Origin of the sequence: Chromobacterium subtsugae (genome assembly GCF_035919665.1) — a bacterium.
Lineage (GTDB): Bacteria > Pseudomonadota > Gammaproteobacteria > Burkholderiales > Chromobacteriaceae > Chromobacterium > Chromobacterium subtsugae.
Genome location: NZ_CP142381.1, coordinates 3,851,787 through 3,875,094, shown reverse-complemented (window position 1 = coordinate 3,875,094; position 23,308 = coordinate 3,851,787). Strand labels below are relative to the sequence as shown.

The following is a 23,308-nucleotide window of genomic DNA, read 5'->3' as shown; positions in this document are numbered from 1 at the left end:
TGCAGTCCAAAACAGGCCGCCCGCGCGGGCGGCCTGCCTGGGGCAGCCGGGCCTGAGAATTTCACCGTGCGGTGAAATTTTCGGGCCTGGCTGTTATTACACGGTGGAGAGCGTCACCACCGCGGCGGAGACGATGGCGATGCCGGCCCAGCCTATCGGTTTGAGTTTCTGCTTGTAGAGCACGCGCGCGCCCAGCGCGGTGCCGAGTATGCCGATGGCGCCCCACAGCGCGTAGGCTATCGCCAGATCCATGCCCTTCACCGCCTGGCCCAGCAAGGCGAAAGCCAGCCACACCAAGGTGATGGCGCCGAAGCCCCAGGCCTTGCGGCGGAAGCCGTCCGATTTTTCCAGCATCAGGTTGGCCCCCACTTCTATCAGCGCCGAAGCCAGCACGAACAACAGATAGATGGTTTTCATGCGGCGGCCTCCTCGTCATGGGTTTCGCCCAGCGTGACGCAAGCCAGCCCCAGCAGCGCGAGTCCCAGGCCCAGCCATTCCTGCGGCACCAGCTTTTCGCCGAACAGCCAGACGCTGACCGCGGTCAACCCTGCCAGGCCCAAGCCTTCCCACACTGCGTAAGCGACGCCGACCGAAATGGCGCGCAAGGCCAGAGACAGCAGGTAATAGGACAGGGCCAGCGCGGCGGCCATCCAGATGTAGCCCAGGTAGCTGCCGCTGCGGGCGGCCATGGCCATCAGCGAAGTGCCGACGATTTCGCAGCCGATGGCGGCCATCAGCAGCGCCCAGGCGATGAATAATGGGGAGGATATTTTTTTATACATAGCGTCCAATAAATTAAACAAGACAAGGGTCAGACTCGGCCCCAATCGGCCGAGTTCCTGGCCGTCTCGATAAATAAAACCGGCATATCGGCGGAATTGGGCGCATATGGGTGAAAAAGGCGTAAAAAAACCGCCAGAGGCGGTGTTGGACTTTGCGGACGATTCTCACTGCAGCACGGTTTCGCCATCCTGCAAGGCCAGCGCGAACTGTTTGATCGGGCGTCGCCGCTCGATCAGTTCGGCCAGTTGCGGCGAATGGCTGGTCACCCAGAGCTGGCTGTAACGGCTGGCTTCGGCGATTAACCTTGCCAGCGCCGGCAGCAGCGCCGGGTGCAGGCTGTTTTCCGGCTCGTTCAAGGCCATGAAGGCGGGCGGGCGCGGGCTGAGCAGCGCCACCGCCAGGCAGAGGAAGCGCAAGGTGCCATCGGACAATTCGGCGGCTTCCAGCGGACGCAGCAAGCCGTCGCGCCGCATCAGCAGCTGGAAGCGTCCGTGCTGGGCATCGGCCTGGAAGCGGCTGTCGGGGAAGGCTTCGGACAGGATGCTGCCCAGCAGCTCGCCATCGCCGATCTCGACGATGGTCTGGTAGGCGGCGGCCAGGTTGGCGCCGTCGTGCGACAGCACCGGCGAGCGGATGCCGACCTGGAGCGCGCGCAACGGCGAGCCCGGCCAGACGGCGAATTCGTGGTAAAAGCGCCAGTTGCGCAAAGTCTCGCGCACTTGCGACAGTTCCGGGTAGCGGTGAGGCTCGGCCAGTTGGCCGAAGATGGATTCCTCGGCGCGCAAGCTGGCGGGATAGGCGTTGCGTTCCCCTTCAATGCCGGTCAGGAAGGCGGCCTGGTTGCGCCTTTCCAGCAGCAGGGTGGACGGACGGCGGCCCTGGCCGGCCAGCCACAGGCTTTCCTCCTTGACCAGGGGGTCCAGCGCGAACAGGCTGAGGCTGGGCTCCGGATACCCTACCTGCAGCTCGTAGTCGAAATCGCTCAGCTTGGCCGACAGCGCCATCCGCCTAGGCGCGCCGGGGCGGTCGCCGCGGCGCGGGCCGCCGGCCCACATCGCTTTTTGCGCGCCGCCCTCTTGCGCCAGCGCCGGCGACAAGCGGCCTTCGGCGGCGTCGTGCAGCAGCTTGATCGCTTTGTAGAGATTGGACTTGCCGCAGCCGTTGGCGCCGACCACCACATTAAGCGCATCCAGCTCCAGCGTGAGTTTGCGGATGGAGCGGAAGCCGGACAGGCTGAAGCTGTGTATGGGCATGGCGGACCGGAGTGAAGAGGGGCGGAACTGCTTTAGACTGGTGCGCGCGCCGGCGGTTCTTGGCTGCGGCCGGCGGCGGGGCCGGTCAATTGATTAGGTCTTGATGTTTGTCATAATCAAGTCAGGCGGCGGTGATAACATGGTCATCGTTCCTGTCCGACAGTCGGGAAAGCGGCTGGATGGCGCCGCTTCCCATCCTTGCCGCGCGCGCCTGCGCGTGTCCCCAGTATTCGGTTCGTTTTGTGAAAAACCGAATCATTCTTTCATCTTAATATTCGTTTTGTTTCGCAAGTGAAATATTTGCTAAATGACAATAGAATTATGAATTCTATGTAACCTCCCTTTTGGGATGCCGTGCAGGCTTGCGGCTGGGTGATTGCAGCGGCTGGCCTCGGCAGGTTTTGGCGTGGGAATCGCGTTTGTGAAGCTGAGATGAATTGTGAAGAGACTGTGTCTATCGCAATGATTCGTAAGATTTTTGTCCGAATGAACACGGCGGGAAGGCAAAAAAAATGCGCGGTGCCTTTCGGCCCGCGCCAAGTCTACAAAGGAGAAATAGAGGAGAAACTATCAAGAAGCAATTGCTGCATCTCAACGAGAACGGATTATCCGGATTGCGGTAGCGAGTGTCAACATGTGCGTTTCCGAAAATGTCGAGAAATGTAAGTTTTTGTCGCGCTTCGATACATAGGGGCGGGAAAAAGGCTGAAACGGCAGACCTTCAGCATGTCGTCATGCCCGGCGCGCCGCCGCCCCATAACGTGGCAGCTGTGCCACAATACGTTTTTTCCGTTTGCAGCAGGATGTCAGCACATGGACGCCGTCCGCCATATTCTTCCCGATCCGCGCCAGTACCACCCGCAGGTTTCCCTGACCAACCGCCTGATCCACCACGCTCAGTCGGCGCTGGACGCCGCCGATGCCGGCGAGCGCGACATGTGGCGCCAGGCCTTGGTCGGGGCCATCGATGAAATGTTGCAGCGCGGCGAGTTGTTGTCGATTTCGGTGGCGCTGGCCATGGTGCCGACCCAGGCCTGCTACCAACTGGTATGGGACGCGCTGCGCCAGGCGGTGGAGGAAACCGGCGGCGCGCGCGCGCAGGTGTTCGCGATGCCGCTGGTGCTGGTGGCCGGCAGCCGCAATGAAGCGACGCTGCCGGGCGAGATCGCCGATGTCGCGGGCCTGAACGCGCTGCTGCGCCAGCATGGCGTTTTCGCCGCCGATGGCGATGTCGCCGTGTCCGGCGCGTTGCTGCATCCGGACAGCGTAGTAGGCTTGGACGCCATCCGGCTGCATCAGCTGACCCGCCAGGATGGCGCGTCGGCTCGCGCCGGCTTGCCGAGTCAGGCCGCGCCGATCACGGTGAAAGAAGAAGGCGTGTTCCTGCGCTACCTGATGGGCGTGGCGGCGCAGCGCGACGGCGAGGCCTCGCCGCTGCGCCACGGCGGCTCGGTCGGCGCCTGGGGGATGCCGCTAATGAAGTTTCTGGGCGAGCAGCTCAAGACCGAGGGCGTGACGCTGTTCCCCATCGCCCGGCCGCCGCTGCCGGCGATGCAGGCGCTGGTGGCGGGCAACTTCGCCCGCTTCGAGGTGGCGCTGCAGGTGTTCGCCAGCAGCCAGATCCGCCGCCTGCGCGAACTGGACAAGGAACCGGTGGCGATTGTCTCCGCCCATGAAAACGGCGAATTGCATTTCACCTTGTCGGCCAAGGGCGACGAGCGCAATTGGGAGGCTTTCGTCTGGCCGCTGGCGTCGCTGGACAACGTCAAGCTGATAGAAGAGAACTTCCGCGAGCTGATGGCTGAGTGCCACGTGCGCGAGGTGCATGTGATGGCCGAACTGCAGCCGGAAAGCCGCGATGGCATTCCGCTGTTCTTCACCGCCGACGATTTATAAGCCAGCGCGCGTTCGCCGGCCAGACAGCCCCGCCGCGAGCGGGGCTTGTTTTTGGTGTTTCAGTCGGCGGCGCTTGGCGTGCGCGCCCAGGGCGAGTCTGCCAGGCGGCGGGCCAGGTAGTCGATCAGCGCCTGCACCCGCGCCGGGCGGCCGCGGCCCGGCGGCGTCAGGATGTACAGCGCGATGGGGTCGACCTGCCAATCGGGTATCGCGGTTTCCAGCCGGCCGTCCTGCAAATCCCGCCAGACCAGGAATTCCGGCTGCAGCGCCAGCCCTAGGCCCGAGTGCAGCGCCGGCGCCAGCGCGTCGGCGTTGTTGACGCGCAGCGGCGCGTGCATTTCCAGCGAAAACTCTCCTTCATCGGCGTGGCGGAAGCGCCAGTGGCGGCCGCCAGGCGCGTTGCTGTATTGCAAGGCGCGGTGCCGGGCCAATTGCGCAGGGTGCTCCGGTTTGCCGTGGCGCGCGAAGTAGGACGGCGCGCCCACCAGCAGGATGCGCACCGCGCACAGCCGGCGCGCCAGCAGGCTGGAGTCGGCCGGCGAGGCGATGCGCAGCGCCAGGTCCATCCGCTCCGCCACCAGGTCCGATTGTTCGTCGCTGAAGCGCAGGTCCAACTCCACCTCCGGATGCCGCGCCATGAAGTCCGGCAGCAGCGGCGCCAGATGCGACAGGCCGAAGGACATCGGCGCGGCCATGCGCACTGGGCCGCGCAGCGCGCTGGATTGTTCGGCGATGTCCGCTTCCACCGCCTCGCCCTCCGCCAGGATGCGCGCGGCGCGCTCCAGCGCGGCGTCGCCGGCCGCCGTCAGCGACAACTGGCGCGAGGTGCGATGCAGCAGCACGGTTTTCATCCGGTCTTCCAGCCGCGATACCGCCTTGGATACCGTGGCCTGCGACAGGCCCAGTTCTTCCGCGGCGCGGGCGAAAGCGCCGCATTCGGCCACCTTGGCGAAGATGGCCCAGGCTTCCAGGTCGGGCAGGCGTTTCATGATGGCTCCGGAGAAGAGGGGGAACTGCCGATGCTAGCATTCCGGCTAGCCGGTTCGCCCTGGATTATCTAAAAAATGGAAATCATGGTATTCGATATATTCCATTAACGCGATGCTGGTGGCAGCTTATAGTGGCGGCATCACTATCGACAACAGCAGGAGCGCGCCATGATCGAACGCCGTCCCTACGCCAGCCTGGGCGCAGCCCAGCACGGCTGGCTGGATGCCAAGCACCACTTTTCCTTCGCCGAATACCGCGATGCCGAGCGCACACGCTGGGGGCGGCTGCGGGTGTGGAACGACGACACCATCGCCGCCGGCACCGGCTTCGATCCGCATCCGCACGCCGACATGGAAATCATCACCTATGTCCGCGAAGGCGCGATCAGTCACGAAGACAGCCTGGGCAACCGCGGCCGCACCGAGGCCGGCGACGTGCAGGTGATGAGCGCCGGCAGTGGCATCACCCACTCCGAGTACAACCGGGAAGCCGTCGCCACCCGCATCTTCCAGATCTGGATCTACCCGGACCGCCACGGCGGCGAGCCGGCCTGGGGCAACAAGCCGTTTCCCAAGGCCGATCGCTCCGGCGCTTTCGTCGCGCTGGCCAGCGGCATGGACGGCGACGCCGACGCCTTGCCGATACGGGCCGACGCCCGGGTGCTGGGCGCCACCCTGAAGGCCGGCGAGAGCGCGGGCTACCGCTTCGGCGCGGCGCGGCGCGGTTATCTGGTGTTGTCCAGCGGCGAGGCGCAGGTGAACGGCGTCGCCCTGCAGGCCGGCGACGGCGCGGCCATCGCCGGCGAAGCGTTGATCGAGGTGTCGGCCAGCCGCGACGCCGAACTGATCCTGGTGGACACCCGCGAGTAAGCGTTCGCCGCCGCTCTGGCCTGCGCCGGGCGGCGCGCCAGAGTTGCCTTCACGTCAAGGTTCCGCCGCAGGCATTTCGTGTAGAATGGCCTGATCGTTAACCTATTGATGGAAGAGCCAGACGATGTTTGCTGCCGACCAGACGATTGCCAAATTCGACCCCGAACTCGCCGCCGCGATTGCCGCCGAGTGCCAGCGCCAGGAAGATCATATTGAACTGATCGCCTCGGAAAACTACACCAGCCCGGCGGTGATGGAAGCCCAGGGCTCCCAGCTGACCAACAAGTACGCCGAAGGCTACCCGGGCAAGCGCTTCTACGGCGGCTGCGAGCATGTCGACATCGTCGAGCAACTGGCCATCGACCGCGTCAAGCAACTGTTCGGCGCCGAATACGCCAACGTGCAGCCGCACTCCGGCTCGCAGGCCAACCAGGCGGTGTACTTCTCCATCCTGAAGCCGGGCGACACCGTGATGGGCATGAACCTGGGCCACGGCGGCCACCTGACCCACGGCTCCCCGGCCAACCTGTCCGGCAAGATGTTCAACATCGTCGCCTACGGCCTGAACGACAAGGAAGAAATCGACTACGACGACATGGAGCGCGTGGCGATGGAAACCAAGCCGAAGCTGATCATCGGCGGCGCGTCGGCTTACGCCTTGCGCTTCGACTTCGAGCGCATGGGCCAGATCGCCAAGAAGGTCGGCGCTTACTTCATGGTGGACATGGCTCACTACGCCGGCCTGGTGGCCGCGGGCCTGTACCCGAACCCGGTGCCGCACGCCGATTTCGTCACCTCGACCACCCACAAGACCCTGCGCGGCCCGCGCGGCGGCATCATTCTGGCCAAGGCCGAGTTCGAGAAGAGCATCAACAGCAATGTGTTCCCGACGCTGCAAGGCGGCCCGCTGGAGCATGTGATCGCCGCCAAGGCCGTCGCCTTCAAGGAAGCGCTGCAGCCGGAATTCAAGGAATACCAGCAGCAGGTGCTGAAGAACGCCGCCATCATGGCCAAGACCCTGGCCGAGCGCGGCCTGCGCATCGTGTCCGGCCGCACCGAGAGCCACGTGTTCCTGGTCGACCTGCGCGCCAAGGGCCTGACCGGCAAGCAAGCCGACGCGCTGCTGGGCCGCGCCCACATCACCGTCAACAAGAACGCCATCCCGAACGATCCGGAAACGCCGTTCGTCACTTCCGGCATCCGCATCGGCTCCCCGGCCATCACCACCCGCGGCTTCAAGGAAGCCGAGGCCATCGAAGTGGCCAACCTGGTCGCCGACGTGCTGGACAACCCGAACGACGACGCGCTGATCGCCCGTGTCGCCGAGAAGGCCACTGCGCTGTGCCACCGCTTCCCGGTGTACGCCAAGTAAAACCGGCCGCGCCGCAAAAAAAGCCGCTCCTTGGAGCGGCTTTTTCTTTGCGCGGCGGCGGTGTCAGAACGCGTAGTTAAGAGTCAGGCGGGCCACCGGCCAGAAGTTCAGCTTGTTGGTGTCGTCGCGCAGCTTGTTCTGTTCGACGCCGACATCGTTTTGCAATTGCTGGCATTGCGCCGCGCTCAGCGCGCTGGTGCAGCTGGCGGTCAGGGTGGTATCCGGCTTGCCGGTCAGCAGCACGCCGAAGTCGCCGCTCAGGCTCAGGCCCTTGTTCTTCACGCTGTTGCCGAAGCCCAGGCCCAGGTACAGCGCCGGCTTGTTCCATTTGGCTTCGCCGTCCAGGTCGCCGACCTGGTTGGAATAGTAGGTGTTGCCGTTGAGGCGGTAGGTGGTGCTGCTGCCGGCGCTGGCTTGCAGGCCCAGCTTGGTCTGGTTCAGCGCCAGGCCGCCGCTCATGCGGAAGCTGTTGCCGAACGGGAAGTAGTCGGCCAATACGCCGGTCTGGAACAGCTTGAACTTGCCGTTGTAGTGGGTGTCGGTGTTGTAGTCGCCGTCGCGGCTGTAGTTCAGGCCAGAGAGGGTGCCGCGGACGTTGAGATTGTCCAGCACTTTGTAGCTGGCCATCAGATCGTAGCCGGTGGTGCCGAGACCGGCGCCCACTGCGAACTCGGCATCGTCGCTCTGGGCGAAGGCGGCTGCGGGGAGGGTGAGGAGGGCGAGCGCGACGGCGCGTTGAAACACTTGCATGAAAATCTTTCCAGCTGTTCTTGTAATGATTAATAAAGTACTAATCATAAAATTTCATTTTATAAAGAGCCTGTGAAAAATACGCTTGCGGCATGCGCGGGAAGGCTCCGATGCCAGAAGCGGACTTTGCTGATAACATTCAACTATTACAACCTTCAGGACTATTGGCATGAAATGCGCGTTTTGCGGCAACGCCGATACCCAGGTGATCGACTCCCGCGTCAGCGAGGATGGGGCCAGCATCCGGCGGCGGCGCCGCTGTCCGGTATGCGATAAACGCTTCACTACCTTCGAAACGGCCGATGTGCGCATGCCGCAGGTGGTGAAGACCGCCGGCCATCGCTCCGAGTTCGATATCGAGAAAGTGCGCACCAGCTTCCTGCGCGCGCTGCACAAGCGGCCGGTGTCCACCACGCTGGTGGACGAAGCGATAGACCGCATCTGCCACAAGCTGCTGCAGCTTGGCGAGCGCGAGGTGAGCAGCCGGCAGATCGGCGAGATGGTGATGAACGAGCTGGCGCGGCTGGACAAGGTGGCCTATGTCCGCTTCGCGTCGGTTTACCGCAGTTTCCAGGATATTTCCGAATTCACCGATGCGATCAAGGAAATCCAGAAGTCTGCGCATTGACGCAGCCGGCGCAGGCCGAGCATGAGCACGGCCGTCCCGAGGAGCGCCGCGCCGCGGCCTGATGTCGCCCGCGGGGGGCGCGCATGAGCCGAGTGGGCATTCGCGAGGCCGATCCGGCGCGCGACGCACCGGCCTTGTTCGCCTTGATGGCAAGCAGCCGTCCGACGTTGGCGCAATGGCTGTCCAGCACGGTCAGGCCCCAATCGGCGGCGGATATGGCCGCCTTGCTGCTGGCGCAGGCGCGCAGCAACCAGGAAGGGCGCGCCGCCCACAGGCTGATTGAGGTGGACAGCGAGGTGGCCGGCGTCTGCTCGCTGCATGGCATCAATCTGGCGCATGGCTACGCGCGCCTGGGCTACTGGCTGGCGGATCATCACGTCGGCAAAGGGACGATGGGCCTCGCGTTGTGGCTGTTGCTGGCGTACGCGTTCGACGAACTGGGCCTGCACCGGCTGGAACTGGGCTGCGCGCCGGAGAACCTGCGCAGCTGCCGTGTCGCCGAACGCCTGGGTTTCAAGCTGGAGGGAGAGCTGCGCGACGCGCAATTTCTCAATGGCCGTTTCTGGAACATGCGTTGTTACGGGCTGTTGGCCGATGAGTGGAAGAATCGAACATGACGGACTATAGCGCCGACGATCACCTGCACATGCAGCGCGCGCTGCGCCTGGCTGAAGCCGCCACCCGCCGCGCCGCGCCCAATCCCGGCGTCGGCTGCGTGCTGGTGCGCGATGGCAGGGTGATAGGCGAGGGCGCCACGCTGGCGGTGGGGTCGGACCACGCCGAAATCCAGGCGATCAAGGATTGCCTCGCCCGCGGCGATACCCCCCACGGCGCCACCGCCTACGTGACGCTGGAGCCCTGCAGCCACCACGGACGCACGCCGCCGTGCGCGGAGCGCCTGGTTGCGGAGGGCGTGGCGCGCGTGGCGGCGGCGATGGTCGACCCCTATCATGAAGTGGCCGGGCGCGGCATCGCCATGCTGCGCGCGGCCGGCATCGAGGCATCGGCCGGGCTGATGGAGACGGAGGCGCGGCGCACGCACCGGGGCTTCCTGTCGCGTGTCGAACGCGGCCGGCCGTGGGTGACGCTGAAGGCCGCGGCCACGCTGGATGGCAAGACCGCGTTGCTCAACGGCTGCAGCAAATGGATCACCGGCGCGCAGGCGCGGCTGGATGTGCAGCGCCTGCGCGCCGAGAACTGCGCCATCCTTACCGGCAGCGGCACCGTGTTGGCCGATGACCCGCAACTGACGGTGCGCGAGGTTCCGGTGGCGGCGCAGCCGTGGCGGGTGGTGCTGGACGGCGCGCTGAAAACCGATCCCGCCAGCCGCATTTACCAGGGCGGACGGACACTGCTGGCCAGCTGCGTAAGCGATGCCGGGCGGCTGGCCGCCTACCGCGAGCGCGGCGTGGAGACGCTGGCGCTGGCAGGCTGCGCCGGCGAAGCGGATCTTGGCGATCTGTTGCGGCAACTGGCGGCGCGCGGCGTCAACCAACTGATGGTGGAGGCCGGCGCCGGCTTGAATGGCGCCTTGCTGCGAGCCGGGCTGGTGGACGAGATCGTGCTGTACCTGGCGCCGTCGCTGGCGGGCGATGCGGCGCGCGGCCTGTTCGCCTGGCCGGCGTTGACAGACCTGGCCGACAAAGTGAGGCTGGACATCGTCGACTTCGGCAAGGTCGGCGATGATTTGCGCCTGATCCTGCGGCCGGCGGCCTGATCCACCGCGCATGGCCGCCGCCCGTTCGGGCGCGGCGTCATGTATGCTGGAAGCAGGCCATGCGGGATGGCCTGAGAGCGTGTCCGCCGGGGCGGGATGCGGTTGGCTGGAGGGTGGCATGGCGGATGTGGCATCGGCGCTGGGCGCGTATCTGCACCTGATTGACCGTTTGGGCGCGAAGGCCGAGGTGGTCGAACAGCGGCGGGCGTTGTTGCTGCGCCTGCTGAAGCGGCTGGAGAGCCAGGCGCGCAATGCCGAAGCCTATCATGCCGCGGTAGAGCTTTTCGTCGCCGATTGCCCGCCGCGCGAGCGGGTGCTGGCGATGACCTGCGGCCGCGAATTCTACTGCTTCTGGCTGGACGACATGAAAAAGGTGGTGGAGATCACCGCCCGCAACGGTTTTTCGCTGCACAATCCGCAAATGCTGAATGTCGGCACGTTCGATCATCTGGTCGCGCAGATGCGGCAAAAGCGCTTCCGCCATTTCCCCCCTTCGCTGGGCCTGTATCTGGGCAAGCTGTTCGAGGACGGCCATCCCGAGGAGGGCATACGCCAGCGCGACATTCTGCTGAAGGCGCTGTTGTTCCTGCTGTCCCCCCATCCCTTTCATTCCACCAGCTACCGGATGGCGGTGGACGCCTTGTTGCTGCACTTGCAGGATCGCGCCGAGCGCCAGCTGCTGTTGCCGGCGGTGCGCGAATACTTTCCGTACTGGCAAGCTTTTCCCTTCGCCCGGCAGCGGGCGCAGGCGGAGCGGGAGGCCGGCGGCGAGCCCGGCGCCGCCCAGGATAAGGCATGATCAAATATCATTTGATATAAGTTTTCATAGCGTTTTCCCCTTTATTTCCATGCGCTTATTGTCGATCTTCCTTGTCTTGCCGATTATTTATTCTCATGAGAATATGTTTTCTCCATTACAAGGGAGAATGCCATGGGGAATCAGACGGCCTATCAGAGCCTGACCCAAACTTTCCAGCGTTTGCATCGTTTCGGCCACCTGTCCGCGATCGCCAGTTGGGACCAGGCGGCGATGATGCCGGCCAAAGGCAACGAGGCGCGCGCCGCCGCCCAGGCCGAATTGCAGGTGCTGATGCACCAGCTGATCACCGCTCCGGAATTGAAAACGCAGCTGGACGCCGCCGCACAAGAAGAACTGGACGCGGCGCAACGCGCCAATCTGCGCGAAATCGGCCGCGAATGGCGGCAGGCGAATTTGCTGCCGGCCGCGTTGGTGGAAGCCAAGGCGCTGGCGGCGGCCCGCTGCGAGCACGCCTGGCGCAGCCAGCGCAAGAACAACGACTGGCAGGGGTTTCTGCCTAATTTCCGCGAGGTGCTGCGCCTGGCGCGAGAAGAGGCGACGCTGCTGGCGGAGGCGACAGGCGTCAGCCGCTACGACGCGTTGCTGGACAAGTACGAGCCGGGGATGACCAGCGCCAATCTGGAGCGCATTTTCGGCGACGTCAAAACCTGGCTGCCGGGCTTGATCGCCCAGGTGCGGGACAAGCAGTCCGGCGAGCGCGTGATCCAGCCGCAAGGCCCTTTCCCGGTGGAGAAGCAGCGCCAGCTGGGCCTGGAGGCGATGGGGCTGCTGGGTTTCGATTTCGATGGCGGCAGGCTGGATGTCAGCAGCCATCCTTTCTGCGGCGGCGTGCCGGAAGATGTGCGCATCACGACCCGCTATCGCGACGACGATTTCGTGCAAAGCCTGATGGGCATCGTCCACGAAACCGGGCACGCCCGCTACGAGCAGGGCCTGCCGCGCGACTGGCTGTCGCAGCCGGTCGGCCGCGCCCGCTCGATGGGCATCCATGAAAGCCAGAGCTTGTCGTTCGAGATGCAGCTGGGCCGCAGCCGCGGCTTCCTGCAATTGATCGCGCCGCTGATCCGCAAGCATTTCGGCGACCAGCCGGCTTTCGACGCCGACAACCTGGCACGCCTGTACACCCGGGTGCAGCCCGGCTACATCCGCGTCGACGCCGACGAGCTGTGCTACCCGGCGCACGTGATCCTGCGCTTCGAGATCGAGCGGGCGCTGATCGACGGCGAGATCGAGGCCGAGGACGTGCCGGCGCTGTGGGACGAGAAAATGATGGCGTATCTGGGCGTGGATACCCGCGGCAACTACCGCGACGGCTGCCTGCAGGACATCCACTGGACCGATACCTTCGGCTATTTCCCCAGCTATACCCTGGGGGCGATGTACGCGGCGCAGTATTTCTCGGTATTGCGCAAGCAGACGCCGGATCTGGACAGCCGCATCGCGAAGGGCGATCTCGCGCCGGTGTTCGATTGGCTGAACGCCAATATCTGGAGCCAGGGCAGCCGCTGGAGCACTGACGAGCTGGTGGCCCGGGCCACCGGCGAGGCGCTGAACCCGGCGCACTACCGCGCGCATCTGGAAGCGCGTTACCTGGGTTGAGGCGGTATGGCCGGCCGGGCCGTGGCGGTCCGGCCGGCGCTTATTCGCCGCGCAGCAGGAAGCGTTCGACTTCCGCCGCCATTTGTTCCGGTTTTTCCCATTGCAGCATGTGGCCGGCGCCGGCGATCTTGACTTCATCCAGATGGGCGAAGCAGGAGCGGCGCTGATCCAGGGTGTCCATCACGCCGCTGATCGCCGGATGCTCGAACGAGCGCTCTCCCAGCAGCCACAGCGTCGGCGCGGCGATGCGGCGCCAGCAGGCCATCGCTTCCTCCAGCCGGTACAGCACCGGATTGACCATCTTGTGGCGCGGATCGGCGCGGTAGATCACGCCGCCGTCAGCCGGGCGCGTCAATTCAGCCGCCAGCCAGCGCGCCCTTTCCCCGGTCAGCAAGGGGTTGCGCGCCATCAGCTTGTCCGCCGCCTGGGCCGGCTCCATCGGCTCGAAAGCCATAGCCTGGCTGGTCTCGCGCAGCCAGCGGCCGTAGCGGCCCGGTGCCTCCGCCGGACGGGTGGCACCGAGGCCGAAGCCTTCAGCCAGCACCAGTCGATGGATCCGTTGCGGACAGACGCCGGCGTAGATGCCGGCGATCATCGCTCCCATGCTGTGGCCCAGCAGGTTCACCGGTTGTTGCGGCGACAGTTGCCGCAGCAGATCGTCCAAGTCTGCCAGGTAATCGGGGAAATAGTAGCTGCCGTCATTCCATTGGCTGTCGCCGAAGCCGCGCCAATCCGGGGCCGCCACCTGCCAGTCGCCGGCCAGCGCGTCCACCATGAATTGAAAGGTGGCCGAGCTGTCCATCCAGCCATGCAGCAGCACCAGCAGCGGCGCCTGTTCCGGCCCCCAGCGGCGGATATGGCAGCGGCGTTGATTGAGCGTGAGGTATTGGCTGCGGGAGGGCTTCATGATCGGCGGATTCCTGATGGGCGGGCATCCAGTGTAAACGCGCGGGGAGCGGGAGGGTAGCGGCTGGAGCGGTGGGCATGAGCGGATTTATGCCTTTGGCTTTTTTTGTTCGGTTTGATTTTGAATTTGGCGTTATTTGAAATGTTTTGATTTAAAATGTTATCAATGTGATGCAATAATGCCACATGCGAGTTATGTGCGAAAAATGAATTTTCCACTAATGAATTCATTTTTTATCAGCATGTTATGTTTGTTTTTGCCACGGTTTTGCGGGCGCGCAGCTGTTGAAGACTATGGGCGGTTTACTTTAACCTTGCGCTCAATCACTTCTGAACCGGTAGCGAAAAGCCTTGTCGAAGGCTGGTTTGCCGGGCGGAAGGCGATTGGCGCTGAGCATCGTCCAGCCATGGCATCACGGTCTGGCGCAGCTTTTCCGCACCGAATCTCTGGCCGGATTTCGGCCAATTTTTAAACCATATGACGCTTCAGTTTGAAGTCTTTCGTTTTTATTTGATGGACTTTGTTTTATCTGATTATGGTTTTGTTGATTGGTTGCGGAAGGTGGGATGAATTCGGCGCTGGAGCGCCCGAGGCGCGGGCAGATCGCAGGACTGCCGAAGCCGCTCCGGCGCGATGAACGACATATCAATTTCAGCCCTTTCGCGAGGGCGAGCAATCGGGCAGACCACTGCCTGCAACTTCAACGGAGACTTTGTAATGAAACAGATCGTAACTGCCGCGCTGATCGGACTGGGTTTGTATTCCACGGGCGCCATGGCCGCTGACGGCACCATCACCGTCAATGGAAACGTCGTTGCCCAGACTTGCACGGTTTCCGGCAATGGCGCCAGCGCCAATGTGACTGTGACGCTGCCGACCGTCGGCGCGTCCGCGCTGGCCAGCCAAGGCCAAACCGCCGGCGCCACGCCGTTCACCATCCGTCTGAGCAGCTGCCCGTCCGGCCTCAACAACGCCCAAACCCGCTTTGAAGTGGGTCCGAACGTCAACTCGGTATCCGGCAACCTGCTGAACGCCGTCGGCAAGACCTACGCCTCCAACGTGGAAGTGCAGCTGCTGAACAACAGCTTCACCGCCATCAACCTGAACAACAACGCCAATTCCCAGATCGTGTCGATCAACAACGGCTCGGCCACGATGAACTACTACGCGCAGTACTACGCCACCGGCGCCGCCACCGCGGGTTCGGTGAACAGCTCCGTTCAGTACTCGATGACCTATCAGTAATCGGTTCGGTCGTCCGGCGGTTTCTTGCGAGGCCGCCGGACGGTTTTCTCGACTCGGAAGCGGATTGAAAATGAAACAAGCAGTAAGGCGAGCGGCGCTGGCGCTGATGTTGGCGGGCGCGGCACTGAGCGGCGCGGCCCAGGCGGGCGTGGTGATTTCCGGCACCCGCGTGGTGTACAAGGCGGATGACCGCGAGGTGACCGTCAAGGTCAACAATCCGGGCAAGGAGCCCTCCCTGGTGCAGGTATGGGCCGACAGCGGCAATGAGAAGTCGGTTCCCGATACCGCCGACGCGCCTTTCCTGATCATGCCGCCGATTTTCCGCGTCGACCCGACCAAGGGCCAGACCCTGCGGCTGACCTTCACCGGCGCCGATCTGCCCAAGGACAAGGAGTCGGTGTTCTGGCTGAACGTGCTGGATGTGCCGCCGTTGCCCAAGCTGACCGCGGAGCAGCGCAATTTCATGCAAGTGGCCTTTCGTTCGCGCATCAAGCTGTTTTACCGGCCCGCCGGGCTGGCGGGCACGCCGGACGATGCCGCCGACAAGCTTTCCTGGACTTTGCTGCCGCAGGCCGGCGGCAAAGGCTATACGCTGCGGGCCACCAACCCGGCCGCGTACCATGTTTCTCTGAATCGGGCGATTCTCTTGTCCGGCAAGCATGAGTTCGACACGGATGGCGGCATGGTGCCGCCGGGCGGCAGCAAGGATTTCGCGCTGAAGGATGCGAAGTTCAAGCCGGAAGGCGGCCTCAAGCTCAATTACGAAAGCATCAATGACTACGGCGCTCCGGTGATGCATAGCGCGCCGCTGGCTCCCTGATCCTATTCCCTGCGCCAGCCCGCGCGGCGCGCTCCGGATTCTCTAGCGATGAAGCACTTGACTACACGGCGGCACGATCGCCGCTGGGCGCTCAGCCCGCTCAGCCTGTTGATCTGCGGCCTGTTCGGCGGCCAGGCCGCCTGGGCCGACGCGCCCGCGGCGGCAAGCGCCCCTGCCGACGACGTCCAGTTCAATCCGGTGTTCATCAATCAGAACTCCAACGGCCAAAAGGTGGATCTATCCCGCTTCAACCAGACGGGTGGCGCTCTGCCCGGCAACTACCGCGCGGATGTCTACGTCAATGATGTCTGGCTGGGGCGTCGCGACGTGCTGATGAAGGAGATGGCCGAGCGCAAGGTGCTGGCCTGCTTCAACCGCGCGATGCTGGACGAGCTGGGCGTGGATTTCGCGCGCTTGGGAGAAACGGCCGAACTGCCCGGACGGGACGAGCCCGGCCGCTGCGCGGATATCGCCGCGGTGGTGCCGGGCGCGCGTTCCAGTTTCAACAGCACCGATTTGCGCCTGGATGTCAGCCTGCCGCAGAAGTATCTGCGCGCCCAGGCGCGCGGCTATGTCGCGCCGGAATACTGGGATGCCGGCGCGCCGCTGGCCGGCTTCCTCAATTACAACGCCAATGGCTACCGTTACGACAACGGCGCCTCCGGCAAATCCACGCAGTTCTATTTCGGCGCCAACGCCGGCCTCAACGTCGGCTTGTGGCGGCTGCGCTACGACGGCGCGCTGACGCAACAGAACAGCGGCAACGGCCAAAGCCAGCGCAACTACCAGCACGCCTCGACTTATGTTCAGCGCGACATCACCGGCTGGCGTTCGGTGTTGACCGTGGGCGACTACTTCACCCCGTCCGACCTGTTCGGCAGCGTGGCCTTCCGCGGCGTGCAGCTCAGCTCCGACGACCGGATGCAGCCGGAGTCGCTGCAGGGCTATGCGCCGGTGGTGCGCGGCGTGGCCGAGACCAATGCCAAGGTATCGATCCGCCAGAACGGCAACCTGATCTACGAAAACGCGGTGCCGCCGGGCGAGTTCAGCATCGACGACCTCTACAACACCGGTTTCGCCGGCGATCTGGAAGTGACTGTAGCCGAAGCGGACGGCCGCGTGCGCAAATTCGTGGTGCCTTACGCGGCGGTGCCGCAGCTGCTGCGCGACGGCCAGTCGCGCTATGCCGTGATGGCCGGACAATGGCGCGGCGCCTCCTTGAGCAAGCTTCCCGTCTTCGCGCAGGCAACCTACCAGCGCGGCATCAGCAACGGCCTGACCTTGTATGGCGGCCTGATCGCGGCAGACCATTACCAATCCGCGCTGTTCGGCTCCGGCATCAATACGCCGCTGGGCGCGCTGGCGCTGGATGTGACGCAGTCGTGGGCGAGCGGCTTGCCTTACGGCGGGGCGGACAGCGATATGCAGGGCCAAAGCTACCGGGTCACCTACAGCAAGCTGATCGAATCCACCCGCACCAATTTCACGGTGGCAGCGTATCGCTTTTCCACCGCCGGTTTTCTCGAACTGGGCGACTACGTCAACCTGATCAACCAGCAGGGCGCGGTCTTCCGCGCCAAGAACAAATTCCAGCTCAACGCCGACCAGGCCCTGGCCAAGGGCTGGGGACATATCTTCATGGCCGGCTCGTCGCAGGATTACTGGAATCAGCAAGGGCGAGATCTGACCTATCAACTGGGCTACGGCAACAGTTTCCAGTCAGTGAGCTTCAACCTGAGCGCGGGCCGGACTCACGATGCTAGCGGACGCAATATCAATCAGTACATGCTAAGCGTATCGATGCCGCTGGGGCGCGAGCCTTATGCGCCGCTGTTGAGCGCCAGCGCGAGCAGCAGCAGCGACCGCAGCGCCAGCGGGCAGCTCAGCTTGAGCGGCTCGGCCGGCGAGCTGCGCAATCTCAGCTACAACCTGTACGCCAATACCAGCCGCAACAGCGCGGGCGGCAACAGCAGCGGCGGCGGCGGCAGCGTGCAGTACGCCAGCTCGATCGCCACGCTTACCGCGGGGGCCAGCTCCGGCGGCGGTTCGTCGCAAGCCAATGTCGGCTTGAGCGGCGCGCTGGTGTTCCATCCCGGGGGGGTGACGGCGGCGCAGTCGCTGGGCGAATCCTTCGCGGTGGTGGAGGCGCCGGGCGCTGAGGGCGCGGCGGTCAGCAATACCAGCGGCGTGCGCGTCAATAGCCGAGGCTACGCGGTGGTGTCCAGTTTGATGCCGTATCGCCAGAACGAAATCACGCTGGACCCCAAGGGCATGAGCCAGGATGTGGAACTGCAGGAAACCAGCGTGCAGGACGCGCCGCGCGCAGGCGCCATCGTCATGCTGAAGTTCAACACCCAGCAGGGCAAGCCGGTGATCGTGACGCTGCGGCGGGCGGACGGCAGCCATTTGCCGGTGGGGGCCACCATTGCCGCCGACGGCGGCGAAGACGCGCTCGCCATGGTGGGGCAGGGCGGGCGCGCCTTCCTGCGCGGGCTGGAGGGCAAGCCGCTGGTGGCGCGCTGGGGCGGCGAACCGGACCAGCGCTGCCATTTCCGTTACGCGCTCCCGCAAGCGACAGGCGGAGCGGCGTATCTGCAGATGGACGCGGTCTGCGCGCCGCAATGATATTCAACCGTGGCGGCATCGCCCGTCGGGAAACGATGACAATGAAAAAATGGATCACTCAGGGATTGCGCGGATGGTTGCTGGCGCTGTGTTTGGCCATGCCGCTGACCAGCCATGCGCTGGGTTGCTGGAATGGCGACGACGGCTCGGGCGGCGTGACGTCGACCTTCAACCTGCCCGGCAATCTGTACGTCGCCGCCAATGCGCCGGCAGGCACCATCATCTGGCAGTCGCCGCTGCAGAACCTCAAACTGTATTGCACGCAGAGCATAGGCGAAAACGTGTATTTCTGGGTGAACCCGCAAAGCCAGGCGCTGGCGCCGGGCTTGCAGATCGGCATCCTGTTCAAGGGCCGGACCTATACCCAGAGCAGCGGCGCCATCGATACCGGCATCTATGTGCCGTGGAACGGCTGGATCAATACCACGCTGCAGTACTCCATCGTGTTGCTGAAGACCTCCGGCGCGCCTTCCAGCGGCACCGCCACGGTCAGCCAGTACTCGGTGTTCCAATTGGACGGCATCGGCGGGATCAACGCCACGCCCAATATCAACTTCAACCAGCTGATCAACGGCACGGTCACCTTTACCCCCGGCGGCACTTGCAATCTGAGCGCGAACGGCCAGTACACGGTCAATCTGCCGACTGTCGGCAGCGGCCAGTTCGCGGCGGTGGGCAGCGCGGCGGCCCGCACCGGCTTCACCATCAGGGCCACCGATTGTTCGGATGGCGTGAAGACGGCCACCTTCCGTTTTTCCGGCGCGCAGGACAAGAACAACGCGGTGTTGTTCGCCAATAGCGGCTCGGCGCGCGGCGTGGCGATCAATCTGGGGAGTTCGGACGATGGCGCGAATATCGGCGCCAACAAGACCAACAATACCCGGGTAGTCAATGTGCAGTCGAAGTCGGCGCAGCTGGGGCTGTTCGTCGAGTACATGCGAACGGCCGCCATTGTGCCGGGCAGCCTGCAAACCGCGATTACGATAGACATGTTGTACCAATGACCTGGCGCCGCCGCGCCCGGAACGCAAAAAAGCCTTCGGCCGTTTGGCCGAAGGCTTTTTTGTCAGTGTTCGGATCAGTTGTAAACGATGGTAACCAGTTGGCCGCTGGCGGAGGCGGTGGCGCCTGCCATATTGACCGAGGAAACGCTCAGCGACTGGGTGCTGTCCATGCCGGAGCAGGCATTGCCGGACGCGATCTTGCGGGCGGCCTGGTATTGGCGCGGATTCGTCGCGTAGCTCAGCAGCGTGCTGCCAGCCTCGGCGCACGGTTCCTTGACGATGGAGCCATTGAAGTAAACGGTGCCGCCGTCGGAGGCCAGAGCCAAGCCAGATTGCAGAGCCGCCAGCGCTGCCAGGGTGATGATGACTTTTTTCATTTGGGCCTCCCGGGTTGGGTGATTTCGTTCTGAGTGGAATTGTTACGAAATCTTTAAACCAAAAATTTAAATTAATTCGGTTTATATGTAACCGCTTCTGTTAAGCCAAGTATAGGCGGCCATATTGTAAACAGCAACACCTGGTTTTATTGAATTATTAATAATAAAAATTAAACAATAACGATGACCTGCCGGCAGCGCGAGGAGGCTGCGGCCAGCGGGGGACCGGAGGCGGTTTGACCGGAGATAATTTCAACTTATTGCATTTTTCCGGGATCGCCTGGTTTTGTGGCGGCAGGCGCCGAATGAAGGGGATTCGAGGGGAGGGTGTGGCGGAAATGAAAAGCCCCCTCGCTAGGAGGGGGCTGCGGCGGGCGCGAGTTTCAGTGTTTATGGATGTCGTTGCGGAAGGTTTCGCGCAGAAACAGCAGGCTCACCACCAGGCTGACGCCGTAGACGATGATCGGATACCACAGGCCGTAGAGGATGTCGCCGGTGTACACCACCAGCGAGAACGCCACCGTGGGCATCAGGCCGCCGATCCAGCCGTTGCCCAGGTGATAGGGCAGCGACATCGAGGTATAGCGGATGCGGGTGGGAAACAGTTCCACCATCATCGCCGCCAGCGGGCCGTAGGTCAGCGCCGAAATCACCGACAGCAGCACCAGCACCAGAATCACCATCAGGTGGTTGATCTTGGCCGGATCGGCCTTTTCCGGATAGCCGGCCTGTTTCAGGCCGTCTTGCAGCGCTTTCTTGTCGAAGCCCTGCAGCACCGTCGCGCCGATGTGGATTTCGGTCACGCCGGCGGCGGCCGCTTGTTGCTGGTAGGGCACGCCGTTCTTCGCCAGCAGCGTCTTGGCCTGGTCGCACGGAGTGTTGAGCTTGGCCTTGCCGATGGGGTCGAACTGGAAGTGGCAGCTGGCGGGGTCGGCCACCACCGTCACCGGCGCGCTGGCCTGGGCGGCGGCGACGTCCGGGTTGGCGTAGTCGGTCAGCCAGCGGAAGGCGGGGAAGGTGAGGATGAGGCCCAGCACCAGGCCGGCGATCAGCACCGGTTTGCGGCCGACGCGGTCGGACAGGTGGCCGAAGTACAGGAACAGCGGCGTGGTGACGATCAGAGACGCGATCAGCATCAGGTTGGCGGTCTGCGGGTCCACTTTCAGGATCTGCGTCAGGAAGAACAGCGAATAGAACTGCGCGCAGTAAAAGGTGACCGCCTGGCCGCCGTTGAAGCCGAACAGCGAGATCAGCACGATCTTCAGATTGCTCCAGTTGCCGAAGGCTTCGCTGATCGGCGCCTTGGAGTGCTTGCCTTCCGCCTTCATTTTCAGGAAGGCCGGCGATTCCTGCATCGACAGCCGGATCCAGGTGGAAATGGCCAGCAGGAAGATGGACAGCAGGAAGGGCAGGCGCCAGCCCCAGTCGTTGAAGGCGTCGCCGGTCAGCTTGCGGCAGGCCAGGATCACCAGCAGCGACAGCAACAGGCCGGCGCCGGCGGTGGTCTGAATCCAGCTGGTGTAGCCGCCGCGCTTGTGGTCGGGCGCATGCTCGGCCACATAGATCGCGGCGCCGCCGTATTCGCCGCCTATCGCCAGGCCCTGCAACATGCGCAGCGACACCAGGATCAGCGGCGCGGCGATGCCCAGCGTCGAATAACCGGGCAACACGCCCACCAGGAAGGTGGACAGGCCCATGATGACGATGGTGGCGAGGAAGGTGTACTTGCGGCCCACCATGTCGCCGAGGCGGCCGAATACCAGCGCGCCGAACGGCCGCACCAGGAAGCCGGCGGCGAAGGTCAGCAGCGCGAAGATGAAGGCGGTGGTTTCGTTGACGCCGGTGAAGAACTGCTTGCCGATGATGGCGGCCATCGCGCCGTACAGGAAGAAGTCGTACCACTCGAAAACCGTGCCTAGCGACGAGGCCAGAATCACCTTGCGCTCGGCGCGGCTGATGCCGGCTGCGCCGGCGGCCGACGATGCGATGCTGTTGCTCATGCCGAAGTCTCCTTTGCTGGGGTGGCCGGCGTCGCGAACGCGCCCGGCTGTTTGTTGTCCTGCGCGATCATCTGCGCCGCCTTGGCGGCGATCATCAGGGTGGGGCTGTTGGTGTTGCCGGAGGTGATGGTAGGCATGATGGACGCGTCGGCCACCCTTAGGCCGGCGATGCCGCGCACCCGCAGCCGGGCGTCGACCACGGCCAGCGGGTCGTTGCCCATCTTGCAGGTGCCGACCGGGTGGAAGATGGTGGTGCCGATCTGGCCGGCGGCCTCCACCAGTTCGTCTTCGGTCTGATAGCGGAGGCCGGGCCGGTATTCCGCCGGCAGGTAGCGCGACAGCGCCGGCGACGCGGCGATGCGGCGCGTCAGCCGGATGGCGGCGGCGGCGGCGCGCTGGTCTTCCGGGTGGCTGAGATAATTGGGCTGGATCAAGGGCGGCGCGTCGAGCGGCGCGCCGCCCAGCTCGACATGGCCGCGGCTATGCGGCCGCAGCTGGCAGACCGAGGCGGTGAAGGCGGGAAACGGGTGCAGCGGCTGGCCGAAGCGTTCCAGCGACAGCGGCTGCACGTGGTATTCCAGGTCGGGCCAGCGCACGTCCGGCGCGCTGCGGGCGAAGGCGCCCAACTGGCTGGGCGCCATGGCCATGGGGCCGCTGCGCCGCCACAGGTATTCCCAGGCCATCGCCAGCTTGCCGCGCCAGCTGGCTGCGCGCTGGTTCAGCGTGGGCGCGCCCGCTATCTGGAATACCAGCCGCAGCTGCAGGTGATCCTGCAGATTGGCGCCGACGCCGGGCAGGATGTGGCGCGGCGCGATGCCGCATTCGGCCAGCAAGCGGGCCGGGCCGATGCCGCTGCGCTGCAGCAAAAGCGGCGAGCCGATGGCGCCGGCGGCGAGGATGATTTCGCCGCGGCAGCGCGCTTGCAGTCGCTGCCCCTGTTGCAAAAAGGAGATTGCGCGGGCGCGCTGACGCTCGACGACCAGGCTTTCCGCCTCGGCGCCGGTCAGCACTGTGAGATTGGGGCGATGGCGGACAGGGTGCAGGAAGGCGCGCGCGCTGCTCCAGCGGCGGCCGTTTTTCTGGTTCACTTCGAAATAGCCGCAGCCGGCATTGTCGCCGCGGTTGAAGTCGTCTACCGGCGCGATGCCCTGCTCGGCGGCGGCGGCGCGGAAGGCGTCGAGGATCTCCCACGACAGCCGCTGCTTGTCCACCCGCCATTCGCCGCCGTGGCCGTGCAAGGGCCGCGCCGGGTCGAAATGGTCTTCCATCGCGATGAAGTGGGGCAGCGCGTCGCGCCAGCCCCAGCCGGGATTGCCCAGCGCTTCCCAGTGGTCGTAATCGGCCGCCTGGCCGCGCATGTAGATCATGCCGTTGATCGACGAGGAGCCGCCCAGCACCTTGCCGCGCGGGTAGCCCAGCGCGCGGCCGCCCAGCCCGCTTTCCGCCGCGGTCTGATAGCACCAGTCGGTGCGCGGGTTGCCGATGCAGTAGAGGTAGCCCACCGGGATGTGGATCCACGGGTAGTCGTCGTTGCCGCCGGCTTCCAGCAGCAGCAACCGCTTGTCGGCGTCGGCGGACAGCCGGTTGGCCAGCAGGCAGCCGGCGCTGCCGGCGCCGACGATGATGTAATCGAACTCCCCGCTCAACATGCCG

Annotated in this window: 21 protein-coding genes; 12 read left to right on the top strand and 9 right to left on the bottom strand. The window is 64.5% G+C overall.

Annotation, left to right across the window (positions count from 1 at the left end; translation table 11 throughout):
- Positions 1-96 precede the first annotated feature (96 nt).
- The 3 genes from U6115_RS18385 to U6115_RS18375 form a co-directional block, all read right to left on the bottom strand.
- Positions 97-417, bottom strand: a complete 321-nt coding sequence (locus U6115_RS18385) for an SMR family transporter (protein ID WP_043575588.1) — start codon at positions 415-417, stop codon at positions 97-99.
- Entirely contained in the window at positions 414-782 is a 369-nt protein-coding gene (locus U6115_RS18380; protein ID WP_043575585.1) for a DMT family transporter, read from the bottom strand. Before U6115_RS18380 ends, U6115_RS18385 begins: the two co-directional genes overlap by 4 nt.
- Positions 783-947: 165 nt before the next feature.
- On the bottom strand, positions 948-2,036 hold the full coding sequence (locus U6115_RS18375; protein ID WP_043575582.1) for an AAA family ATPase: 1,089 nt from the start codon (positions 2,034-2,036) through the stop codon (positions 948-950).
- 813 nt (positions 2,037-2,849) lie between these two features.
- Between U6115_RS18375 and U6115_RS18370 the strand changes: the two genes are divergently transcribed.
- Positions 2,850-3,932, top strand: a complete 1,083-nt coding sequence (locus U6115_RS18370) for a hypothetical protein (protein ID WP_043575580.1) — start codon at positions 2,850-2,852, stop codon at positions 3,930-3,932.
- A gap of 59 nt (positions 3,933-3,991) precedes the next feature.
- On the opposite strand, the gene U6115_RS18365 is transcribed toward U6115_RS18370, so the two are convergent.
- Entirely contained in the window at positions 3,992-4,921 is a 930-nt protein-coding gene (locus tag U6115_RS18365) for a LysR family transcriptional regulator (RefSeq protein ID WP_043575578.1), read from the bottom strand.
- 168 nt (positions 4,922-5,089) lie between these two features.
- On the opposite strand from U6115_RS18365, the gene U6115_RS18360 reads away from it, so the two are divergent.
- Together U6115_RS18360 and glyA are read left to right on the top strand one after the other, a co-directional pair.
- Complete coding sequence (locus U6115_RS18360; protein WP_043575576.1) at positions 5,090-5,791, top strand: pirin family protein; 702 nt, start codon at positions 5,090-5,092, stop codon at positions 5,789-5,791.
- A 124-nt stretch (positions 5,792-5,915) separates the two neighbouring features.
- Positions 5,916-7,163: a serine hydroxymethyltransferase gene (glyA, locus tag U6115_RS18355; RefSeq protein WP_043575574.1), complete on the top strand. Its 1,248-nt coding sequence runs from the start codon at positions 5,916-5,918 to the stop codon at positions 7,161-7,163.
- Positions 7,164-7,226: 63 nt separating this feature from the next.
- Here glyA and U6115_RS18350 read toward each other — a convergent pair whose 3' ends face one another.
- The gene (locus tag U6115_RS18350; protein WP_043575572.1) at positions 7,227-7,913 is read right to left on the bottom strand and encodes a hypothetical protein; all 687 of its coding nucleotides are present in this window, start codon (positions 7,911-7,913) and stop codon (positions 7,227-7,229) included.
- Between the two features lie 169 nt (positions 7,914-8,082).
- Here U6115_RS18350 and nrdR point away from each other — a divergent pair, with 169 nt between their 5' ends.
- The 5 genes from nrdR to U6115_RS18325 all read left to right on the top strand — a co-directional run bounded on the left by nrdR (position 8,083) and on the right by U6115_RS18325 (position 12,677).
- Positions 8,083-8,541: a transcriptional regulator NrdR gene (nrdR, locus tag U6115_RS18345; RefSeq protein ID WP_043575570.1), complete on the top strand. Its 459-nt coding sequence runs from the start codon at positions 8,083-8,085 to the stop codon at positions 8,539-8,541.
- Between the two features lie 83 nt (positions 8,542-8,624).
- Positions 8,625-9,158: a GNAT family N-acetyltransferase gene (locus U6115_RS18340; RefSeq protein ID WP_080770238.1), complete on the top strand. Its 534-nt coding sequence runs from the start codon at positions 8,625-8,627 to the stop codon at positions 9,156-9,158.
- Positions 9,155-10,258, top strand: coding sequence for a bifunctional diaminohydroxyphosphoribosylaminopyrimidine deaminase/5-amino-6-(5-phosphoribosylamino)uracil reductase RibD (gene ribD, locus U6115_RS18335; protein WP_043575567.1), 1,104 nt, complete (start codon positions 9,155-9,157; stop codon positions 10,256-10,258). The genes U6115_RS18340 and ribD overlap by 4 nt, the downstream gene beginning before the upstream one ends.
- Before the next feature lie 118 nt (positions 10,259-10,376).
- Positions 10,377-11,057, top strand: coding sequence for a hypothetical protein (locus U6115_RS18330; RefSeq protein ID WP_047237551.1), 681 nt, complete (start codon positions 10,377-10,379; stop codon positions 11,055-11,057).
- Between the two features lie 132 nt (positions 11,058-11,189).
- Positions 11,190-12,677, top strand: a complete 1,488-nt coding sequence (locus tag U6115_RS18325; protein WP_043575565.1) for a carboxypeptidase M32 — start codon at positions 11,190-11,192, stop codon at positions 12,675-12,677.
- Between the two features lie 40 nt (positions 12,678-12,717).
- Here the strand turns inward: U6115_RS18325 and U6115_RS18320 are convergent, their stop codons facing one another.
- Positions 12,718-13,584, bottom strand: a complete 867-nt coding sequence (locus U6115_RS18320) for an alpha/beta fold hydrolase (RefSeq protein WP_043575563.1) — start codon at positions 13,582-13,584, stop codon at positions 12,718-12,720.
- Between the two features lie 717 nt (positions 13,585-14,301).
- Here U6115_RS18320 and U6115_RS18315 point away from each other — a divergent pair.
- The 4 genes from U6115_RS18315 to U6115_RS18300 all read left to right on the top strand — a co-directional run bounded on the left by U6115_RS18315 (position 14,302) and on the right by U6115_RS18300 (position 19,278).
- Positions 14,302-14,829 carry a fimbrial protein gene (locus tag U6115_RS18315; RefSeq protein WP_043575561.1) on the top strand — a complete coding sequence of 176 codons (528 nt, stop codon included), beginning with the start codon at positions 14,302-14,304 and terminating at the stop codon, positions 14,827-14,829.
- A gap of 70 nt (positions 14,830-14,899) precedes the next feature.
- On the top strand, positions 14,900-15,649 hold the full coding sequence (locus U6115_RS18310) for a fimbrial biogenesis chaperone (protein WP_043575559.1): 750 nt from the start codon (positions 14,900-14,902) through the stop codon (positions 15,647-15,649).
- A gap of 48 nt (positions 15,650-15,697) precedes the next feature.
- Positions 15,698-18,274 (top strand): fimbria/pilus outer membrane usher protein, encoded by a 2,577-nt coding sequence (locus U6115_RS18305; protein ID WP_052258075.1) that lies wholly within the window; start codon positions 15,698-15,700, stop codon positions 18,272-18,274.
- A gap of 41 nt (positions 18,275-18,315) precedes the next feature.
- Positions 18,316-19,278, top strand: coding sequence for a fimbrial protein (locus U6115_RS18300; protein ID WP_157889399.1), 963 nt, complete (start codon positions 18,316-18,318; stop codon positions 19,276-19,278).
- A gap of 74 nt (positions 19,279-19,352) precedes the next feature.
- Here U6115_RS18300 and U6115_RS18295 read toward each other — a convergent pair whose 3' ends face one another.
- The 3 genes from U6115_RS18295 to U6115_RS18285 all read right to left on the bottom strand — a co-directional run bounded on the left by U6115_RS18295 (position 19,353) and on the right by U6115_RS18285 (position 23,304).
- Entirely contained in the window at positions 19,353-19,655 is a 303-nt protein-coding gene (locus U6115_RS18295; RefSeq protein WP_043575557.1) for a fimbrial protein, read from the bottom strand.
- A 383-nt stretch (positions 19,656-20,038) separates the two neighbouring features.
- Positions 20,039-21,655 carry an MFS transporter gene (locus U6115_RS18290; RefSeq protein ID WP_043575556.1) on the bottom strand — a complete coding sequence of 539 codons (1,617 nt, stop codon included), beginning with the start codon at positions 21,653-21,655 and terminating at the stop codon, positions 20,039-20,041.
- Positions 21,652-23,304: a GMC family oxidoreductase gene (locus tag U6115_RS18285; RefSeq protein ID WP_099049682.1), complete on the bottom strand. Its 1,653-nt coding sequence runs from the start codon at positions 23,302-23,304 to the stop codon at positions 21,652-21,654. Before U6115_RS18285 ends, U6115_RS18290 begins: the two co-directional genes overlap by 4 nt.
- Positions 23,305-23,308: the final 4 nt, after the last annotated feature.

What these genes read in the sequence shown, in the direction of transcription:
- U6115_RS18315 (WP_043575561.1), top strand. Translation starts at nt 14,302, where the DNA reads ATGAAACAGATCGTAACTGCCGCGCTGATCGGACTGGGTTTGTATTCC.
- U6115_RS18310 (WP_043575559.1), top strand. Translation starts at nt 14,900, where the DNA reads ATGAAACAAGCAGTAAGGCGAGCGGCGCTGGCGCTGATGTTGGCGGGC.
- U6115_RS18375 (WP_043575582.1), bottom strand. Translation starts at nt 2,036, where the DNA reads ATGCCCATACACAGCTTCAGCCTGTCCGGCTTCCGCTCCATCCGCAAA.
- U6115_RS18385 (WP_043575588.1), bottom strand. Translation starts at nt 417, where the DNA reads ATGAAAACCATCTATCTGTTGTTCGTGCTGGCTTCGGCGCTGATAGAA.
- U6115_RS18340 (WP_080770238.1), top strand. Translation starts at nt 8,625, where the DNA reads ATGAGCCGAGTGGGCATTCGCGAGGCCGATCCGGCGCGCGACGCACCG.
- U6115_RS18290 (WP_043575556.1), bottom strand. Translation starts at nt 21,655, where the DNA reads ATGAGCAACAGCATCGCATCGTCGGCCGCCGGCGCAGCCGGCATCAGC.
- U6115_RS18330 (WP_047237551.1), top strand. Translation starts at nt 10,377, where the DNA reads ATGGCGGATGTGGCATCGGCGCTGGGCGCGTATCTGCACCTGATTGAC.
- U6115_RS18370 (WP_043575580.1), top strand. Translation starts at nt 2,850, where the DNA reads ATGGACGCCGTCCGCCATATTCTTCCCGATCCGCGCCAGTACCACCCG.
- U6115_RS18380 (WP_043575585.1), bottom strand. Translation starts at nt 782, where the DNA reads ATGTATAAAAAAATATCCTCCCCATTATTCATCGCCTGGGCGCTGCTG.
- U6115_RS18300 (WP_157889399.1), top strand. Translation starts at nt 18,316, where the DNA reads ATGAAAAAATGGATCACTCAGGGATTGCGCGGATGGTTGCTGGCGCTG.
- nrdR (WP_043575570.1), top strand. Translation starts at nt 8,083, where the DNA reads ATGAAATGCGCGTTTTGCGGCAACGCCGATACCCAGGTGATCGACTCC.
- glyA (WP_043575574.1), top strand. Translation starts at nt 5,916, where the DNA reads ATGTTTGCTGCCGACCAGACGATTGCCAAATTCGACCCCGAACTCGCC.
- U6115_RS18325 (WP_043575565.1), top strand. Translation starts at nt 11,190, where the DNA reads ATGGGGAATCAGACGGCCTATCAGAGCCTGACCCAAACTTTCCAGCGT.
- U6115_RS18295 (WP_043575557.1), bottom strand. Translation starts at nt 19,655, where the DNA reads ATGAAAAAAGTCATCATCACCCTGGCAGCGCTGGCGGCTCTGCAATCT.
- U6115_RS18350 (WP_043575572.1), bottom strand. Translation starts at nt 7,913, where the DNA reads ATGCAAGTGTTTCAACGCGCCGTCGCGCTCGCCCTCCTCACCCTCCCC.
- U6115_RS18305 (WP_052258075.1), top strand. Translation starts at nt 15,698, where the DNA reads ATGAAGCACTTGACTACACGGCGGCACGATCGCCGCTGGGCGCTCAGC.
- U6115_RS18285 (WP_099049682.1), bottom strand. Translation starts at nt 23,304, where the DNA reads ATGTTGAGCGGGGAGTTCGATTACATCATCGTCGGCGCCGGCAGCGCC.
- U6115_RS18360 (WP_043575576.1), top strand. Translation starts at nt 5,090, where the DNA reads ATGATCGAACGCCGTCCCTACGCCAGCCTGGGCGCAGCCCAGCACGGC.
- U6115_RS18365 (WP_043575578.1), bottom strand. Translation starts at nt 4,921, where the DNA reads ATGAAACGCCTGCCCGACCTGGAAGCCTGGGCCATCTTCGCCAAGGTG.
- U6115_RS18320 (WP_043575563.1), bottom strand. Translation starts at nt 13,584, where the DNA reads ATGAAGCCCTCCCGCAGCCAATACCTCACGCTCAATCAACGCCGCTGC.
- ribD (WP_043575567.1), top strand. Translation starts at nt 9,155, where the DNA reads ATGACGGACTATAGCGCCGACGATCACCTGCACATGCAGCGCGCGCTG.